This window comes from Paenibacillus sp. BAC0078, from assembly GCF_054483875.1.
Genome location: NZ_JBTLRW010000007.1, coordinates 97688 through 115298, shown reverse-complemented (window position 1 = coordinate 115298; position 17611 = coordinate 97688). Strand labels below are relative to the sequence as shown.

20 protein-coding genes and 3 pseudogenes are annotated in these 17611 nt (G+C 45.5%); 10 read left to right on the top strand and 13 right to left on the bottom strand.

The features are described 5' to 3' along the window. Nucleotides 1-159: 159 nt before the first annotated feature. From ACX1DY_RS15065 to ACX1DY_RS15055, 3 genes and pseudogenes are all read left to right on the top strand, one after another. Nucleotides 160-999: a helix-turn-helix transcriptional regulator gene (locus ACX1DY_RS15065; RefSeq protein ID WP_458964999.1), complete on the top strand. Its 840-nt coding sequence runs from the start codon at nucleotides 160-162 to the stop codon at nucleotides 997-999. A gap of 153 nt (nucleotides 1000-1152) precedes the next feature. Next, nucleotides 1153-1521 carry a VOC family protein gene (locus tag ACX1DY_RS15060; protein ID WP_458964998.1) on the top strand — a complete coding sequence of 123 codons (369 nt, stop codon included), beginning with the start codon at nucleotides 1153-1155 and terminating at the stop codon, nucleotides 1519-1521. A gap of 71 nt (nucleotides 1522-1592) precedes the next feature. Further along, nucleotides 1593-1862: pseudogene (locus tag ACX1DY_RS15055) on the top strand (DUF1304 domain-containing protein); the annotation flags it as partial. Between the two features lie 179 nt (nucleotides 1863-2041). Here ACX1DY_RS15055 and ACX1DY_RS15050 read toward each other — a convergent pair. The 3 genes from ACX1DY_RS15050 to ACX1DY_RS15040 are packed head-to-tail and all read right to left on the bottom strand — an operon-like array spanning nucleotide 2042 to nucleotide 3427. Continuing rightward, nucleotides 2042-2479 carry an SRPBCC family protein gene (locus ACX1DY_RS15050; protein WP_458964997.1) on the bottom strand — a complete coding sequence of 146 codons (438 nt, stop codon included), beginning with the start codon at nucleotides 2477-2479 and terminating at the stop codon, nucleotides 2042-2044. Between the two features lie 13 nt (nucleotides 2480-2492). Then, complete coding sequence (locus ACX1DY_RS15045; RefSeq protein ID WP_458964996.1) at nucleotides 2493-2924, bottom strand: SRPBCC family protein; 432 nt, start codon at nucleotides 2922-2924, stop codon at nucleotides 2493-2495. After that, the gene (locus tag ACX1DY_RS15040; protein WP_458964995.1) at nucleotides 2921-3427 is read right to left on the bottom strand and encodes a MerR family transcriptional regulator; all 507 of its coding nucleotides are present in this window, start codon (nucleotides 3425-3427) and stop codon (nucleotides 2921-2923) included. The genes ACX1DY_RS15045 and ACX1DY_RS15040 overlap by 4 nt, the downstream gene beginning before the upstream one ends. 208 nt (nucleotides 3428-3635) lie before the next feature. Here ACX1DY_RS15040 and ACX1DY_RS15035 point away from each other — a divergent pair, with 208 nt between their 5' ends. Further along, the gene (locus ACX1DY_RS15035) at nucleotides 3636-4355 is read left to right on the top strand and encodes a DUF4386 domain-containing protein (protein ID WP_458964994.1); all 720 of its coding nucleotides are present in this window, start codon (nucleotides 3636-3638) and stop codon (nucleotides 4353-4355) included. On the opposite strand, the gene ACX1DY_RS15030 is transcribed toward ACX1DY_RS15035, so the two are convergent. The 5 genes from ACX1DY_RS15030 to ACX1DY_RS15010 form a co-directional block, all read right to left on the bottom strand. Further along, complete coding sequence (locus ACX1DY_RS15030; RefSeq protein ID WP_458964993.1) at nucleotides 4336-4920, bottom strand: Crp/Fnr family transcriptional regulator; 585 nt, start codon at nucleotides 4918-4920, stop codon at nucleotides 4336-4338. The genes ACX1DY_RS15035 and ACX1DY_RS15030 overlap by 20 nt on opposite strands. A 147-nt stretch (nucleotides 4921-5067) precedes the next feature. Beyond that, nucleotides 5068-6594: a malate dehydrogenase (quinone) gene (gene mqo / locus ACX1DY_RS15025; RefSeq protein WP_458964992.1), complete on the bottom strand. Its 1527-nt coding sequence runs from the start codon at nucleotides 6592-6594 to the stop codon at nucleotides 5068-5070. Between the two features lie 217 nt (nucleotides 6595-6811). After that, entirely contained in the window at nucleotides 6812-8203 is a 1392-nt protein-coding gene (locus ACX1DY_RS15020) for an aldehyde dehydrogenase (protein ID WP_458964991.1), read from the bottom strand. A gap of 28 nt (nucleotides 8204-8231) precedes the next feature. After that, entirely contained in the window at nucleotides 8232-8534 is a 303-nt protein-coding gene (locus tag ACX1DY_RS15015) for an ArsR/SmtB family transcription factor (RefSeq protein WP_458964990.1), read from the bottom strand. Between the two features lie 233 nt (nucleotides 8535-8767). Then, on the bottom strand, nucleotides 8768-9373 hold the full coding sequence (locus tag ACX1DY_RS15010; RefSeq protein WP_458964989.1) for a TetR/AcrR family transcriptional regulator: 606 nt from the start codon (nucleotides 9371-9373) through the stop codon (nucleotides 8768-8770). A gap of 160 nt (nucleotides 9374-9533) precedes the next feature. On the opposite strand from ACX1DY_RS15010, the gene ACX1DY_RS15005 reads away from it, so the two are divergent. Both ACX1DY_RS15005 and ACX1DY_RS15000 read left to right on the top strand, forming a co-directional pair. Then, nucleotides 9534-10103: a hypothetical protein gene (locus ACX1DY_RS15005; RefSeq protein WP_458964988.1), complete on the top strand. Its 570-nt coding sequence runs from the start codon at nucleotides 9534-9536 to the stop codon at nucleotides 10101-10103. Further along, nucleotides 10100-10729 carry a GNAT family N-acetyltransferase gene (locus ACX1DY_RS15000; protein ID WP_458964987.1) on the top strand — a complete coding sequence of 210 codons (630 nt, stop codon included), beginning with the start codon at nucleotides 10100-10102 and terminating at the stop codon, nucleotides 10727-10729. Before ACX1DY_RS15005 ends, ACX1DY_RS15000 begins: the two co-directional genes overlap by 4 nt. Before the next feature lie 77 nt (nucleotides 10730-10806). On the opposite strand, the gene ACX1DY_RS14995 is transcribed toward ACX1DY_RS15000, so the two are convergent. After that, a complete protein-coding gene (locus ACX1DY_RS14995) occupies nucleotides 10807-11565 on the bottom strand; it encodes a leucine-rich repeat domain-containing protein (RefSeq protein WP_458964986.1) in 759 nt (252 codons plus the stop codon). A 154-nt stretch (nucleotides 11566-11719) separates the two neighbouring features. Between ACX1DY_RS14995 and ACX1DY_RS14990 the strand changes: the two genes are divergently transcribed. Together ACX1DY_RS14990 and ACX1DY_RS14985 are read left to right on the top strand one after the other, a co-directional pair. Then, a complete protein-coding gene (locus tag ACX1DY_RS14990; protein WP_458964985.1) occupies nucleotides 11720-11959 on the top strand; it encodes a hypothetical protein in 240 nt (79 codons plus the stop codon). Between the two features lie 294 nt (nucleotides 11960-12253). Continuing rightward, a complete protein-coding gene (locus tag ACX1DY_RS14985; protein ID WP_458964984.1) occupies nucleotides 12254-13687 on the top strand; it encodes an MDR family MFS transporter in 1434 nt (477 codons plus the stop codon). A gap of 218 nt (nucleotides 13688-13905) precedes the next feature. On the opposite strand, the gene ACX1DY_RS14980 is transcribed toward ACX1DY_RS14985, so the two are convergent. The 3 genes from ACX1DY_RS14980 to ACX1DY_RS14970 form a co-directional block, all read right to left on the bottom strand. Further along, nucleotides 13906-15000 (bottom strand): phosphotransferase enzyme family protein, encoded by a 1095-nt coding sequence (locus tag ACX1DY_RS14980; protein WP_458965188.1) that lies wholly within the window; start codon nucleotides 14998-15000, stop codon nucleotides 13906-13908. 83 nt (nucleotides 15001-15083) lie between these two features. Then, nucleotides 15084-15578 carry a GNAT family N-acetyltransferase gene (locus tag ACX1DY_RS14975; RefSeq protein ID WP_458964983.1) on the bottom strand — a complete coding sequence of 165 codons (495 nt, stop codon included), beginning with the start codon at nucleotides 15576-15578 and terminating at the stop codon, nucleotides 15084-15086. A 22-nt stretch (nucleotides 15579-15600) separates the two neighbouring features. Further along, nucleotides 15601-16674 carry a CHAP domain-containing protein gene (locus ACX1DY_RS14970; protein WP_458964982.1) on the bottom strand — a complete coding sequence of 358 codons (1074 nt, stop codon included), beginning with the start codon at nucleotides 16672-16674 and terminating at the stop codon, nucleotides 15601-15603. Nucleotides 16675-16684: 10 nt separating this feature from the next. Between ACX1DY_RS14970 and ACX1DY_RS14965 the strand changes: the two are divergent. After that, nucleotides 16685-17010, top strand: a pseudogene (locus ACX1DY_RS14965) (kanamycin nucleotidyltransferase C-terminal domain-containing protein); the annotation flags it as partial. A gap of 45 nt (nucleotides 17011-17055) precedes the next feature. Here ACX1DY_RS14965 and ACX1DY_RS14960 read toward each other — a convergent pair. Then, on the bottom strand, nucleotides 17056-17247 hold the full coding sequence (locus ACX1DY_RS14960) for a hypothetical protein (RefSeq protein WP_458965197.1): 192 nt from the start codon (nucleotides 17245-17247) through the stop codon (nucleotides 17056-17058). Between ACX1DY_RS14960 and ACX1DY_RS14955 the strand changes: the two are divergent. After that, nucleotides 17200-17527, top strand: a pseudogene (locus ACX1DY_RS14955) (IS5/IS1182 family transposase); the annotation flags it as partial. The gene ACX1DY_RS14960 and the pseudogene ACX1DY_RS14955 sit on opposite strands and share 48 nt — an antisense overlap. Nucleotides 17528-17611: the final 84 nt, after the last annotated feature.

Genomic DNA, 17611 nt, shown 5'->3' with positions numbered 1-17611 from the left:
CAGTAGGAGGGGTTAACCACACCATGTTTATACTATTAACAGGAGTAACAGTATCAGTTCGCGGTTATGGATCTGCTGTGTAGCAACGACGCTTAACAGCGATTATAATGATCGTATACGAATTTGAATACTCTCGTAGGAGTTATTGGAGGTGATCACGTGAAAACAAATCGTTCCTTATCCGCATTAGGCGAATTCATTAAATCACGTAGAGAACGTTTACAGCCTTCTGAAGTGGGGATAACGCCGCTTCCTGGTCGAAGACGCACCCCAGGGCTTCGAAGAGAAGAGGTCTCGTATCTCGCTAATTTAAGCGTGACTTACTATACTTGGCTGGAGCAAGGCAGAGAGGCAAATCCTTCACCGGAAGTGTTGCTGAATATTAGCACCGCGTTGATGTTGGACGAAGACGAACGGAAGCATCTGTTTGATCTGGCCAATGTAGGCCCAGCAAGCTCAGGTGTAGTACTAAATAGCAAAAGATCCGATACCCGTTTTTTGCAAACGATCGTAGATCAATTGCATTATCCTTCTTTCGTCACAGACGAGGGTACGGATGTAATCGCCTGGAATCGGGCAGCCGAACTGATCATAGCCGATTTCGGCAGTCTGCCGAAAAGTGAACGGTATATGATGAACATTATGTTCTGCAATTCGGAATACCGCCAAAGACTGGTGAATTGGGAAGCGTACGCCCGATACACCACGGCGATGCTGCGGGCAAACTTGGACCGTTATAAGGATAATCCATTGTATATGGAACGCATTGAACGTTTGAGGCTGGAAAGTAAGGAGTTTGTACATTTCTGGGAGTTCTATGAAATCAAGCAAAGACGGGTCGCAACCGCTTTATTCCGTCTTCCGGACGCGCAGGAGATGGAGTTTGTAATCCACTCCGCTTCTGTTGTCGATAACGACCCAGACCTGCACTGGTGTTTCTACGTTCCGGTACCCGGGTCAGGCACCGAAGAGAGCTTGTTGCGTCTACTAAAGACATAGAGAACTGTTAAGCTTAATATATGAGCTTTTGCTTTCTTTAATATTTACCTTGAACTTCTGAGGTGTGGACATGAACCAAATCAAAAAGTGTTCGCCAAATCGCTCAAAGCTTATCAGCGTTTCGGCTGACATGATTAAGGGAGGATGCGCAGCTTGATTGATGTTGGTCTATTTGTAGGAAATATGGAAAAGATGGTCACCTTCTATCGCGACGTTTTGAACTTTGAAACCAATTGGGACGGTGGTCTGTATGCGACTTTTAAGAAGGACACGGATCAGTTGTTTATGTTTGACCGCAAGCATTTTGCCGAGTCCATAGGCGAAACCTATGTACCACCAAGCGGCATCAACCTGACCATGGAAATGTACATGCGTTTTGCCACAGCTGAGGTAGATCAGGAATATGAGCGGCTGAAAGCGCTGAATGTGAGAATCATTGAAAAATTATCTACCAAGCCATGGGGTCAGCGGAACTTCTTCATTGCGGACCCAGAGGGAAACATTATTGAAATTGGCGATTAGTCCTCCTCTGAATCAAGGCCCCGTCTAATCAATCAGCCCCATAACCATCATCCTTCCTAAATGTGACCAATAAGGCGTTCGAGACGACCAAGCAGTTTGCACAGGAAACCAAATCGCTTGCAGCAAACCAGGGGTTATATAATGGCTTCCTGGCTGCCGGTCTAATCTGGGGTTTGTTCCATCCGAATGACACGTTCGCGTTTCAGCTTCAGTTGTTTTTCCTGATCTGTGTCGCAGTTGCCGCGATCTACGGCAGCCTCACTGCCAAGAAATCCATTCTAATCGTTCAAGGCTTACCGGCCTTTGTGGCTATTCTCGCCGTAGTTCTGGCGAACCTGTAAGTGTACTACTACCCAGCCTTCAACAATGCAAACTGGCCCCGCAGCTTCACGCGGGGTCAGTTTTTTTGATGGTTTAGCGTATTCATAATGGAACGTTCAAGGGCTTGTAGCACAAGTTTAAAGGGATACCTGTTGGTACCCCTTTGTCATGTCTATCCATTCACTTCATACTATGATGATCATTCGGCAAGCAGTTCATGCAACCTGTCGAAGTTCTGTTCGTTGCCTTCGATGCAGTACTTCTTGGCTTGCTCGAACTCTTCCGCTTTCTCAAATCGTTGCCGGAATGTCAGTTTAGTACGCCCATCCTTCTCCTCGAAGGTAGCCGTCACCTGAAACTCAGGGGTGGACAGATGCTTGAGTACGATCCGCTCATCCGGCACGATCTCAACAAATTCGCTGTGATTGGGATAGTCCACCCCATTCGGCCCGTGCATAATAAATCGCCAGGTACCGCCCGGGCGCAAGTCGAATTCTTGGAACGTATTGGTGAAGCCCTTCGGTCCCCACCAGCGGACTAACTGTTCGGGGTTAGTCCAAGCTTGAAAGACCACCTTCTTCGGAAAGTCAAACTCCCGCCAGGAAATAACTTCATTCTCGCCTAAGATAGCTGTCATAGTGATCCCCCCATTAGAGTGTCTTGCCAAGTGCACTGAGCATTTCATTCGTGCCATGCTCGCGTACTTCCGGCGTGTCATGCCCGTCAAAAAACGCCCCTTGCTCGGTGAAGATCAATTTTGTGCCGCCTTCGACCGGGATAAGCTCGACCGTTGTAATCGAAACGGATATGCGTGTATCGCCTGAATCCAAAGAGTACGTGTAGACGATACGCTGTTCCGGAATAATCTCTTGGTAGCAGGCTTCGAAGGTAAAGACCGGTCCCTCGGGCGGACCTCCGCTGCTGTATTCGCGTCCTCCAACACGGAAATCGAAGATATCGGCCTTGGAGAACCATTTTGCTTTTGCAGCCGGGTCTGCCCAAGCGTTGTAGACCCTAGCAGGCGGTGCGGAATAGGTACGCTCCACGACGAAGGTGGCGTGTCTGACGAATCGTTCGGTCACGGTTTATCCTCCTTTGAATTCGTTCGTTCATTATCTTCGGCAAGAAAATCACCCAGCAGATCCAAACGGTGCTCCCAGCTCATCCGCCGCTCGATGACCAGCTTCTCGTGGCTCTTTTTCATCGCTTGCAAGAGTCGCGTGAAGTCTTCAACGGTTAACGGCGCCTTCCATTGCATCAGCTTAGATACATGCTGGAGCTGCTCAAGAAGCTTTTGCTGCAGCTTGATCTGCTCCTTGATCCGGTCTATTTGCAGGCCCACGATCTCAAGCGGGCTGATCTGCTCGCCGGCCAGGACGGACTTGACCTCGTCAAGAGATAAGCCCATCTCCTTAAGCGATACAATCTGCTGCAGACGCGACAGGTCGGATTCATTGTACAGCCTGTGGCCTGAATCCGTCTGGCCGGATGGCGAGAACAAACCGATTTGATCGTAAAATCGCAAGGTTCGTACAGTGAGTCCCGTTAATTTGGCTAGGTCCCCGACCTTCCAATGTCGTTCCATAGCAACTCCCTCGTTAGCGCTAACTGATTACCGGTATCTATACTATAAAACATGACGTTACGTAAGGTGCAAGCCAAATATTGCTTGATTCAAAAATTCCCCTGTCTGGTTCAACGTCTTTTAAATCTATCTTAACTTAAATCAATGCCCCGTCGTCAGCCTCCTTATATAATGAGCATCAACAACGTTATATAGGGGGTTACATCTTATGGCTACAGCAGCAAAAGAACTATCATATCAGCGAAAATCAGCTTTAACCGCCGGCATTTCACTTCTCATCATGACGCTTGCCTCATTTTTTTCCTATGGCTTTGTTCATGGGAGCCTTGTTGTACAGGGTGATGCCGGCGCCACATATAACAACATCATGTCGTCCACTAACCTTTTCAAAGGTGAAATCCTGGGCTGGGTTATCATCATGATTGCCGATATTCTCGTTGCCTGGGCGTTCTATGTGTTCCTTCAGCCGCTAAACAAAAGCCTGTCATTACTCGGCGCCTGGCTTCGTCTCACTTACACTGCCATATTGGGGATTGCCATACTGGACCTGATCTTTGTGCTGCTTCTCTCAACACATTCAGAGTATTTATCCTCATTTACAGTTGAACAAACCCAAGCGCTTATGATGTTATTCCTTGAAGCGTTCGAATCCATTTGGTCTGTTGGTTTGGTTGTTTTTGGGGGGCATCTATTAATTGTGGGCTACGTGGCGATTAAGTCGGACAGCATTCCTAAGATCATCGGTATTTTACTGCTGCTTGCTTCTATAGGCTATATGGTCATTCACTTATGCAAAATATTTCTTCCGCAATATGATGGGCTCATTTCCATAATTAATGTTGTGTTCATTGTCCCGATGATTGCAGGGGAGCTGGGCTTTGGAATCTGGCTGCTGTTCAGAGGCGGGACTAAACATCATTTGAACTGATTCGTTTTTTAATTCTGCTTAACGACTCCGGGGTTATACCAAGATAACTCGCCAACTGATGCTGAGGCACACGATTAACCAGATCAGGTCTTTTGCGCAGCAATACTTTGTAGCGTTCTTCAGGGGTAGATGCAATAAATGAAGACCACTCCTCTTGCACCTCACCCAGGTTGGCTTCCACCATCTTGCGTGTCATGGTTTCCAGTTGTGAGTATTTGTGGAACATATCCTTTTCGGCATCAAGATCACCAACAACCAGCACACAGTCTTCCAGACAAGTTAAGGTGTACGCAGATGACCTGTTTTGTTTATGATAATTGAAGATCGAAACGGCTTGCTCTTCTGTGTAAAAGCCCGACGTAACTTCTTTTCCCGTTTCATCTATGGAATACTGCCTTACGCATCCCTTCAATACGAAATAACATTTAGCGGGAACATCTCCTTGTCTAAGGAGCACTGTTCCTTTTTGATATTCCTCCACCAGTATATCTTCAACAACCGCCTGCTGCTCATCATCGCTAAGTGTTGTGTACCTGGCTAAATACTTCAATAATATGCTTTTCATTTGGCCTTCCTTTCGAGAATATTTGGACTCCTTGATTTTACTGCGGATTGTGAGAGAAATCCAAAATAAAATATACATCTTCCCAAAAAAAGAACCTTCCTCAATAGGAAAGTTCTCACCTGTTCTATACCTTGCTCCTGATTATATTTATGAATTAATTGCAGCCGTCTGCTGCCCATGCTTATGCTCCCCTGCTCCAATAGTCAGACCGAGCGACTGCGCTGCTGAAGCATAAATTTCGTTCAAAAGCTCTGTGTTTGCCGATAGGGACAGGCCGTAGGAAGGAATCATTTGTTTGATTTTCGGTTCCCAGGCTTTGAGATGCTGCGGGAAGCATTTGCTGATAACCTCCAGCATAACGGAAACGGCGGTAGAAGCCCCCGGAGAAGCGCCAAGCAATGCAGCTATCGAGCCGTCCGCGCTGCTGATCACCTCGGTGCCAAATTGCAGTGTACCTTTGCCCGCAGCCGTATCTTTTATAATCTGCACACGCTGGCCCGCCACCACCAGCTCCCAGTCCTCGCTTTTGGCATCTGGGACAAAATCCCGTAAAGCTTCCATGCGCTGTTCCTTCGACAACATGACTTGCCCGATCAAATATTTGGTCAGTTGAAAGTTTTTTGCGCCTGCCGCGAGCATCGTGACGAGATTATCCGGTTTGACGGAGGTTATCAAATCGAACATGGAGCCGAACTTCAGAAACTTTGGCGAGAAGCCGGCAAACGGTCCAAAGAACAGCGATTCTTTCTTGTCGATAACTCTTGTGTCCAGATGCGGAACAGACATTGGAGGCGCACCAACCGCAGCTTTGCCGTATACTTTGGCATGATGCTGCGCTACGATATCCGGCTTCTGACACACCATAAATAGTCCGCTTACCGGAAACCCGCCAATTCCTCTGCCCTCCGGAATACCGGATTTCTGCAGCAAATGCAGGCTTCCTCCCCCGCCCCCGATGAAGACGAATTTGGCCGTATGGCGCTCAGCAGCGCCGCTGCCATTTCGCACCTGCAGCTCCCACGAGCCGTCCTTAGTGCGTTTAAGATCCTCAACCTGATGGTTGAATTTGATATCGACGTTGTTGCTCTTTAAGTGGTCGAACAGTATGCGTGTTAAAGCGCCAAAATTAACATCCGTTCCCGACTCGATTTTTGTTGCCGCTATCGGCTGGGTTAGTGTCCGGTTCTTCATCATCAGCGGAATCCACTCTTCAAGTTGCCCGGGATCATCGGAAAATTCCATGCCTTGAAACAACGGATTTTTTGAAAGCGCTTCAAATCTTTTTTGTAAAAACATTACGTCTTTTTGCCCCTGCACAAAGCTCATATGCGGTACGGGTACAATAAATTCCTGCGGATCTTGTATTCGTTTGCTGTTTACCAGATAAGACCAGAATTGCTTGGAGAACTGATACTCCTCATTCACTTTTATAGCCTTGCTAATGTCGATAGATCCATCCGGCCGCTCAGTGGTGTAGTTAAGCTCGCATAATGAAGAATGCCCCGTTCCCGCATTATTCCATTCGTTGGAGCTTTCCTCCCCTGCGCCCGCGCGCCGCTCAAACACGGTTATTTCCCATTCAGGCACTAATTCCTTCAGCATTGAACCGAGTGTTGCACTCATGATTCCAGCACCGATTAAAATAACGTCTGTTTTTGTTTGTTGGTTGCTCATTTTTTACCGTCCTTCTACCCTACGATTTGCAGGAAGGATGCAGGCGCTCCTGCTTAGGCGCCACAGCAAGCCAGCGCGCGACCTAGTCACACACCTGTTTTGGATCAGTCCTGACCCTAGTGTATCACTATTGGATATAAATTTTAAGATTTATCTAATTTTTTTATAAAAACAAAAGAGCAGCTTCACAAGCTGCCCTTAAGTAAGCTGTCTATCATCAACGCAATACTTTTCTAATCCACTTTACCTTGTCGCCGTAAGGCGGAAACAGGAGCTTCACGTCCAGCCTGGTGCCTTTGGTCATCACGCTTTTGGCATGGGAGAACAGGTCAAAGCTGTATTTCCCATGATACGCCCCGATCCCGGCATTCCCCACACCTCCGAACGGCAGATGGTGATTGGCTACATGGGTAATGGTGTCATTAATGCAGCCGCCGCCGAAGGATACCCGGGTAAGCACTTCATTTTCAACTTGATGATGTTCGGTAAATAAATATAGGGCGAGCGGCTTGGGGCGGCTGTTAACCGTCTGAATCGCATCCTCTAATTGCTGGAAGCCCATAATCGGTAATATTGGGCCGAATATTTCATCCAGCATAGCAGCATCCGACCAGGAAGCCGCAGCAAGAAGGGTTGGCTCAATATAAAGCTCCTCCCTATTGGTCTTGCCGCCATACAGCACATTCGCCTGATCCTTGTCCAGTATAGAGGCTAACCGGTCAAATTGGCGTTCATTGACGATTCGGCCATAGTCGCTGCTGTGTCTGGCATCCGGTCCGTAGAAGCTTGCAAGAACCTCTTTCATTGAAGCAATCAGTTCCTCTTTAATATCCTCGTGGGCAAGCACATAATCCGGGGCAATGCACGTCTGGCCGGTGTTCATCATTTTTCCCCAAATAATCCGCTTGGCCGCCATAGCGATGTTCGCTGTCTTGTCTACAATGGCGGGGCTTTTGCCTCCGAGCTCAAGCGTGACGGGAACGAGATTTTTGGAGGCAGCCTCCATGACAATTTTACCGACAGGTACACTGCCTGTAAAAAAAATATAGTCAAAAGGAGCGTGAATCAGCGCCGAGGTTGTCTCCTTCTCGCCTTCAATCACACGGATGTAGGTCTCGTCGAAGGTTTCCTGAATCAGCTTCTTAACAGCAGCAGCAACGGTAGGTGTATTCTCGGAAGGCTTCAGAACAACGCTATTTCCAGCCGCAATCGCGCCGATAAGCGGTTCAATCAGCAATTGAAACGGATAATTGAACGGTCCAACAATCAGCACGGTGCCATAGGGCTCCTTATAAATGTAGCTTTTCGATGAAACATGATAGAACGGTGTTTTTACCTTTTTCGGTTCCGCCCATCGCTTCAAGTGTTTTCTCATGTATCGGATACTGTCCAGCGTATAACCAATCTCGGTCGCGTAGGCTTCAAATTCGTTCTTACGCAGATCCTGATATAGTGCAGACAAAAGACTTTGCTCATTTCGTTTGATCGCATCCGCCAGCTTCTTAAGCTGCTCCAGACGGAAATCCACACTTTGCGTATAACCGCTGTGGAATTTCTTGCGGTGCTCCTGCAGGAGCTGATCGACCTGCTCCGATGTCAAATGATTCATATATATCCCCCCCTAAAATGAGATCAGCCTAGAGACAATCCCGCTCCAGCGCGACCAACAGTTTTTTTAACAATTGTATGGATTCCTGCATGGACAAATAATAGTAACGCTGAGTGCCGGACTGTTCGACTTTGACGACTCCCGCATTTTTGAGCAGCTTCAGATGATGTGAGACGGCTGGACGTGACAATGACAACCCATCCGTGATTTCATTTACCGTCATCTTACCGTTCTCCGAAAGCAACAGCAGAATATCCTGACGGTGCACTTCGCTTAAGGTTTGAAGAATCGGGAGGCTTTCCCGAAAAATCTCCAGTGCCTGCTTGCCCATTCTGGTAACCACCTTCTCCGTGAGATTAAATGTTTAAACATTTAAACCAATACTCTTATATGTATACTACATAACTTTTAACGGACAATCAAGTACTGGGAGCTGAGCAAGTATCTATATATTTCATAAGTTCTGCTATTACTTTAAACTGTGCCGCGAGTTTATTGTTTAATCTTTCAAGTGCAAACTGGAACAAGCCCCTCCTCAACCATTCTTCGAGGAGGGGCTTGAAATCATTCCGGTTGCAGCATCCCGCTCCCGCCCAGACCATAGAAAAACAACTTCAGCCATTGATCCATATTTATTGTTGTTCCTTCTTCGCTCGCTGCCGCCCAATGCCGGCCCAGCTCATTCTTGTACATCGTGAAGTACATGATCATCATCTCATCTGTTTGCTCCGGCTGAATATAACCCTCTTGCTTTCCAAGCGCGACAAATTTCATGAAGAAATGCATGACCTTTCCCTCACTGTACTGCTCCATCATTCGCTCCAATCCAACCTGCTCTGAGGACGGAGCCTTCAGAAACTCATCCGATATCATTTTTAAGTTTTTGACCTCCAGCAGCATAATCTCCTTGGTCTTCTCAGGAAATGAGAGGCCGGAATCCAAAATATGCTCATACTGCCCGAGCTGCTTGTCCATCCAATCCATTAGCATATCGGCATAAAGCTGTTCTTTGGTTCCAAAATAATTATAAATGGTAGCCGGAGAAACCCTCGCCTCTTGCGCGATCTCGTTGACGCTGACCTTCTGAAAGCCGTATTTGGAAAATAATTTGAATGCGACGCTGAATATTTGCTCCATCTTCTTCTGTTTCCGTCGTTCGAAGCCGTTCATCTTCTCCACCTCATAGGTAGTGTAACTTAAGTTTTAGAGTGATTCAACAAACCCAGTATAAATCTTTATTGAAATTTGGATTTCACGAACTTATAATAGTTTTATATCAAATAACTACATTAAGTACAAAACTATTAATCAATGATGGGAGCGTAATGAAATGAAACCTGTTAGGATACCTTCGTTTTTGCATGATATTTTTGGTGAAAAGCAGTCTATTGCAACTATTGCAGCTATACTGCTATTCGGCGCATCGCTGACTGCCGTATTATATTTGGTATTCCCTGAGATGACCGCCAATTTGCCAGTGTGGCGCACCATTTTGGCATTGGTCCTGCTGTTCGACATATTCTCCGGCTGCATTGCCAACTTTACGGCTTCAACCAGCAATTTCTATGCGGTGCGGAGAACAAATCGTATCGTATTCATCGCGATTCATTTTCATATCGTGCTTGTAGCCATTTTGTTGAATACGAATATTTGGCATTCAATAGCGGTGTGGGCATATACCATCGCGGGAGCATTTATCGTGAATGCTGTTATCGGGAGACCTTCGCAAGTATTTGTTGCTGGTCTGCTCTTGTCCTTAGGTATGGGCTGCTTGCCTATGCTGCCAGATATCCAGCCCTATATGCTGACCGCCTGCTTATTATTTATGCTGAAAGTATTATTTAGCTTCGCAGTTGATCATTATCGCACAGCTATCCGCAACGCCGGTGAACAATCATGAGCCCCTCGTATCGGATATCCAAACTGACAAAGCCAGACAGACCTTTATTCACAGCTCTCATGAGCAGCGCATTTGCCCGAGATCCCTTATTCCTGCATTTATTTGGCGATTCAGAGCTCGACAGCGAAGCAAGAAGCCGCATGACCGCATTTTCTAACTTTATGTTTGACAAAAGCTTCTTACTCCATGAAGAGGTTTGGGGTTATTTTGAAGATGAACGGTTGCTTGGCGCTTATGTCGTTGAGAGGCCGCACGCAGGTTTACTTCAGACGATGAAAGGAGTGCTGCTGCTGGGGAGGTTGATTCCTTTGTTATTTCAGGTTTCCGGAAAAACCTTGCATCTTCTAAATTCCTATATGAGAGTCACAAGATCCGCCGCTCCTCCATTTCCGCATCATTATCTCATCATGTTTGGAGTACTGCCGGAAGAGCAGGGCAAGGGAATCGGAAGAGCGCTGCTGGATCACCTTTTGGAGACGGTAAATACGGACACACAATCACAGGGACTGGCCCTGGATACGGAAAATAAAAGAAATATAGAGCTGTATCGAAATTTCGGATTTACTTTAAGCAAAGACACCCAAGTCGGCCAGCTCCCTGTGTATTGTATGTTGTATCGAAAATAGTACGGTTTCCGTGCGCTGACTGAACAGTAATATTTAAGGCCATCCTTTGCGGGATGGCCATTTTTATGATCTACGTATCAATTGTTCCCATCAGCACTATTTTCCAAATTTACAGTGATGCCGTTATTCTCTAGTACCTCGACAATCTGCTTTGCCTGCTCGTTCAGCGGGTTGTTTGCCAACGACACTTCTTTTAGATTCGGTATCGTCGTGAGCACTTCAATATCCCGGATGAGGTTATCGTCCAAATAAAGATTTTCCAAGGTTGGATGATTTTTTAACGGCGTCAAATCCTGAATTTTATTTCCGCTCAGCAAGAGCCATTTTAACTTTAATTTCTGAACGGGACGGAGATCTGCCACCTGATTGTTGCTGGCAAGAAGATCGGTCAGCTTATGTAAATTTTCCAGCGGCGCTAGGCTTGTTATCTTGTTACTATCAACAACCAGATTTTTCAAATTGCTTAACCCGGAAAGGGGGGTAAGGTCTGTAATCTGATTCCCGTCAACAGCTAAAAACGTCAGTTTTTTCAGCTTGCCGAGCGGTGTAATATTCTTTATATTTTGACCGGGCAGAAATAAGCTCTGCATGTTAACGGCAAATTCAAGTCCTTGCAAGCTTCTAATCTTATTCTTTGATTCCATAGGATATAATGATTCCAGCTTCTTCAAATCCCCCGTCTTCACCTCTTTATTAGCCGGCAGCTTTAATTCCGCTCGAATGGCTTTCGCCAGAACCGGGTCTGTAATGACAGATGCAGCCCAAGCGGATGTTGCCGGCAAGAGCAGGAGAACCAAACAAAACACGATGATATTTTTTACTAATTTACTGGACATATACTCTCTCCTTATAAGGAACTCGAATTGGTGTCATCCTTACTTGTATCGGATTTTTTTCCAAAACTGTTCACTTTCACAATTTTGTTGACATTTTGTGGTGGATGCTGTATAAATTCAACGCCAATACGATAGTCAGAGAAGGAGGATCTGCATGCACAAAGTGATCAAAATCAGATTTACGCTCTTGAACGGTGAAACGCCCGAAACAAAATGTTACGGGTACATGGAGTTGAATGAAGGTGGCAATATGATCGCGCTCTACAATAAGTATGGCGAGGAAATAAACATGTATGGCGGACATGAATTTATCAAGGTACGGATGCTTGGCAAATTTGATAATGAGGACCGTGATAATTTTTATTCCTTGCTGGAAACTGATGGTGTAGGATAATCTGCACTTCAGGCTGACGATTCCGGTGCCAGGGCACTGCGAAAAGTCGGCCTTTTCGGATGCATTTACCTTGTTGAGTTGACCGGCACGTTATATTAATCCCCAAATCCCATCTTGTCAAGAGATAATGGGCGAATGAGCGACATAATGGGGGAGCCCCCCTTAGACTTTCGAAATATGAATGAATTTCCGAATAAGAAGCGCAATTCCGCTTTTTCCAATTCAGCCGGGTTCACGTAAAATGTTCTTCAGGCTGATAATGACGGAACGCAATGAATATTCGGGAGGTAGAAGATGAACACTCAGGTTCAAGCTGCAATTGGAATAAAAAGAGGGGCGATGTTAACCGCGCTACTCGTCGGTGCATTTGTTGCGTTTCTTAATGAAAATCTGCTTACCAATGCGCTCCCCGGATTAATGAGGGAATTCAATGTTACTGCTACGACCATACAGTGGCTATCGACGGGGTATATGCTCGTGATCGGCGTACTGGTGCCAGTAACCGCATTGCTGCAGCAATGGTTCACGACCCGCCAGATGTTTATGTCTGCGATGGTTTTATTTTTGGCGGGTACCTGCTTGTGTGCAGTATCCCCGGGATTCGCAGTCTTGCTGATAGGCAGGGTTGTTCAGGCCTCTGGGACAGGATTATTGATCCCATTGATGATGAGCACGATTCTCGCCCTCTATCCTCCAGAACGCCGGGGTGCCGCCATGGGTCTCATGGGGCTGGTCATCATGGTCGCGCCTGTTATCGGGCCAGCTCTGTCGGGTCTGATCATCGATACCTTTCACTGGCGGTGGCTGTTCTATATGGTGATTCCTGTTGCACTTTTTGCGATTGTTTATGCATTCATGTACTTGAAGAATGTGACTGAACTGACTAAGCCAAGAGTCGATTTTGCATCCATTGTGATGTCAACCGCCGGTTTCGGCGGCCTCACTTACGGCTTCAGCCAAACCAATACCTGGACCCAGCCTGAGGGTTACGTGTCGATTGCCATAGGTATCCTCTTCTTGTTATTGCTTGTATGGCGGCAGCTCACCATCAAAGAGCCCTTGATCGATCTGTCCGTATTCCGGCATCCCACTTTTTCTCTGGTTGCGGTATTGATTATAATCCTAATGATGGTTCTATTCGCCACAACGACATTGCTGCCGATCTATATGCAGGATGTAATGCAATTGACAGCATTCGCGACAGGCTTGCTTCTGATGCCAGGTTGCATTTTGAACGGGATAATGATGCCGGTGTCAGGGAAATTATTCGATAAATTCGGGCCGAGATTCGTAATTGTGCCCGGGCTGTTATTGATTACCATAGCATTGTGGCTGTTTACCGGCATCGACAGTGATACTACGCGAGGTTCCGTTCTGTTCAACCATATCCTCTTATTCTTAGGCATGTCGTTCGTCGTCATGCCGGCTCAGACAGCAGGATTGAATCAACTTCCACGTCACCTGGTCCCTCATGGCACAGCCATATACAATACGCTCCAGCAGATCGCGGGGGGAATTGGTATCGCATTGTTCGTCGGCGTCATGTCCTCTCGCGCCAATCGTTATCTTCAACATTCGCCCGATCCCACTGGGATGCATGAGAAGACACAAAGCATGGTTGCCGGTCTACAGACGGTTTTTTGGATTGAATGTATTCTCGCAATACTTTTATTGGTGCTGGGCTGGTTTATAAAAAAAAGACCTGATTCATTACCAGGTACGAATTGAATCATACGTTCAAAACCGCGCAAGAAGATAAGGCCGTCTCATAAGGTGCGGCCTTTGGTTTCGTTGTACTCTCACTTAAGTATTGCCATAATAATTCCAGCCTCCAAATTTCCTTTGATCAAGTCCCACTCCAGCGGCAAGTTTAAAGGCCATCCGTATGTGGGATGGCCCTTTCTTTGATATCACTTTCAAATGTCGCAATCCGATTTTACAAAACATTATTTGGTCAAATCTCGTTTCTCATACTCAAAGGGTTCTTCACACGAGTAGATATCATGGAAAAATCCCATATACGGGATATCGTCTTCCAGACATTTAATGCGATATGACAACTCCTCATCACACTCCAGCTCCTCGCCGTTGTGCTGCATAACCTCGAATGCATCCACAATACCTTCTATGAGGTTTAGTTGAATAAATAGTGGTAATTTATCCAATATTGAATCTTCGATCCGAGTCTCGGATCTGTACCCCTCGAGGGCTTTTTCATAATAATCATCCATGAACTTCTTGCGTTTGCCCGCGTCTGGTTCAAATTGTATCCAGCCCATTCCGTTAGTCCAGAGACTCGCCAGGTCAAACATATACCAACAGAAACATGAATTATCAAAGTCGTATACAGTGATTTGCCCGCTGTTAAAATCAATCGAATAATTCCCATCGTTATAATCAAAATGGACCATACCGAAAGACTCTTGGTTCCTGTCCAGTTCTGTTACTGTATTAAGGAGCTCTACCATCTTCTCCTTAAGCAGAAAAAAGGAACCGGGGATCAGTGTATCAATATATTCGGCATTGTATTTGTCAAAAAAACTATACCGGGGATGGACAGGAGTGTACCCTTTCGATATCTGGTGTAGCTTCCCCAGAACTTTACCGCAATTATAATAATATTCGGTAATTGGAGCCCCTTCCCGGTACTGATAATTATTTTCTACAAGCATTCTTCCCTTGGCCTTTTTAAATAAGCAGATAAAAAAGGTGTGATTATTATGAGTGACCTCTTCCAGTAGATTGCCCTTCCTGGAGCTCACTACATCCGAGACAGCTCCTCCATGCTCGAATAAATACCTGACATACTCAAGTTCCCCCAGAAAATCTTCCCGGCTTCTGTCATTTAAGAAAGCGATTCTTAGTATTGTTGCTTCGGCGCCCGCTTTCTCACAGGTATAAACCACATTACGCCCTCCGTCATGCGCCTTAACCGGTTTGATTTCATAGCCCTCTAATCCGTACAACGCTGATATTAATGGAAGTAAATGGGCGTCACCGATTTTAACAACCTCGTTATGATTTATAATATCTCCTCCAATAAACTAAAAAATGGATGCACTATATTATATCTAAAAATTCCTTTTAAACTCCAGGGAGACTTTCTGTATAATAAAACTTTCCTTTAGAGCCTAGGACACGAATATACATAATCTATGTGTCCACCAACACCATCTGCGATGTTTTGATTCTTCCTTTTTTGATATATTGTGAACCCAACACTCTCATACATTCTTTGAGCAGGGATTAGGTCACCATTCGTGGTTACAATGATTTTGTCCACCTCATTCCGGGTGATTCTATTGACCGCTTCTTGAAGCTGTATTTTGCCATACCCATTGCTTTTGTGTTTTGAGGCAATGCAGTTATGGCCAATTTCCGCATACTCAGGCATGTTTCTCGGGTCCCAAGAAACAAATCCGATGACTTCATCGTTTAATGTTGTGATAAACCCATATTTATCTGCAATTTGCAAATTGTCAAAGAAAAACTTATCAAAATCTTGCCAATCAGAATTACAACTTTGTTTATATCTGCAATCAAATGAATACGCATCTGTCAATAATTCAAAGAGTATTCCTCGATTAAAGTCGCTCACTTTTTTGAATTCAATACTCATGTTTTAATCCCCCCCCATTTCATTAAGGTTTATATTCCCCATCAAAATTAAAAAAATAATTGTTGTCTATACGGATATATCCGAAAATGCAATGGCCTCTTTCCCTATATAAAACGCCGGAGCAATTTTTATTGTCTTTGTTACCTTCTGCGACCATAATTTTGTTGTCATCACAACCTATAACAATTCCGATATGATCATGAGGGTGATCGCTTAAAAGCTTCTCGTAAATAACAATATCCCCACGTTCCGGATTAAATCCATCTTGTCTATCGCGATAGAAAAACCCCGTTTCAGGCAGTTGGGCCCAATCCAACCATGCGCCAACTCCAGCTAATCGATACGTGCGATTCGGATATCGAATTGGCAGTAGTATTCCCACCTCCATACAGCAGTAGTAGACGAATGCAGCGCACCAATTGCCTTCTAGCACTTTATAGATATCAGTGTCCGGCCAATACTTGCAGATTTTCCGGTAGCGCTCATCTTCCGGGATGCCAACAATATTTTGCCCTGCAAAAATTTCTGAAAATCCTGCCAGCTTAAGGCGTCTGTCTTCAGCATTAATCTCTATCATTTCCGTATCAACGTTAGATTCCGCCCCTGCGTACTCCTCAGGGATCCCCAATTCATTAAACACATTTTGTAGTCTATTTATAACCGCCTTGGATGAATAGTTACCTGTATTCTGAAAGTACATCTGCAATAAAATAGCATCTTTAATAATTTCCTCGTATGGGCCCTGCGTTCGATTTATATTTTCTTGATAAAAGATCGATCGAAGAATGACATGCTGCTCTTCGTCAGAAAAGAGTTGTGTGCTGCGCAGAATAGGTCTTACCGCATCTGCACTGTTTGGACCAGGGAAGTCTTTAATTCCGGTTCTATAGAAATAATAACCTTGAAGCAACCCGGCGATCCCGGCAATTTCCGGATCTTGCCCTCTTCTCATAGCAAGCATCGAAGCGAAATTTGATACCCCGTAAAGATGTACCCCAGTTTTCTTTTTATAGCCGGTCTCCCCTGTATTTAAAAGCATTTCTTGAACAAGACCACGAACATTTTCAATCCGCTTAACCTTCTTCTCCAAAATCAAAATCTCGCCCCCTGCCTTTCAACCATGCTTATTCAAGAATGATAATCAAAAAACTATAATAAGGCTCACCGCCGAATCACCAACAAATGAAGACTTCAGACGTGCAATTAATGAAGTCCTTGTAAGCTTTACTCGACTGGTTCAATGGTTCTGGCTGAGGCATTGGAACTTTCAAATCGTCCTGAAGGATTCGACGCCGTTGTTCAAATGGTTATGTCTGGAGAGTTAGCAGAGCCTTCAAAGATCGTTTCAGCTTGTGAAAACTTCTGGAGTGGTCTAGTAAATTGGGCAGCCGAGCACGATTACACGATCAGTACAAAAAGAATCCCTTTTTGATCCGTAAATGTGACACCTTCAATAATATATCATGATTTTGCTAGGTCAAAGACCTCTTTCGCGCGGGGTCTTTGACCTAGCACGTCTGTTCGCGCCGGACTCTCCCTTTTGCGCCAGACGGTAGGCCGCGCAGGCATAGGCGACCAGCACGCTGGCGGTAAATTCGGGATTGCTGCCCAGCTTCAGAATTATGTGAATGAGCTCAATGCAGCCGTGGCTGAGAATCGAAAGGCACATGAAAAAAAGCCTTAAAACCTAGAGAGGAAATGAACGAAGACAAAGAAATAGAAGTGAGTAAGACGGATCCCGACAGCGGTTATATGATTCGTGACGGCGAACCCGAAGGCTTCTTTTACCTGGGCCACCGTACTGTGGATGCCAAATACAATCTCATTACCGATGTGCATGCTACACCCGGAATGACTCCGTGCCGTATTTGTCGCATTTAGATCGCCAGCAAGAACGTTTTGACTTTAGAGTGGAAGCCGTTACGCTCGACTCCGGTTATTTCTCCTCTGCCGATACCATCACCAATGAGTGGAGAAGCTTCAGCCATATGGGGACCAAGGATATTTGAGTATTCCTTGGTCCAAAAGATAAG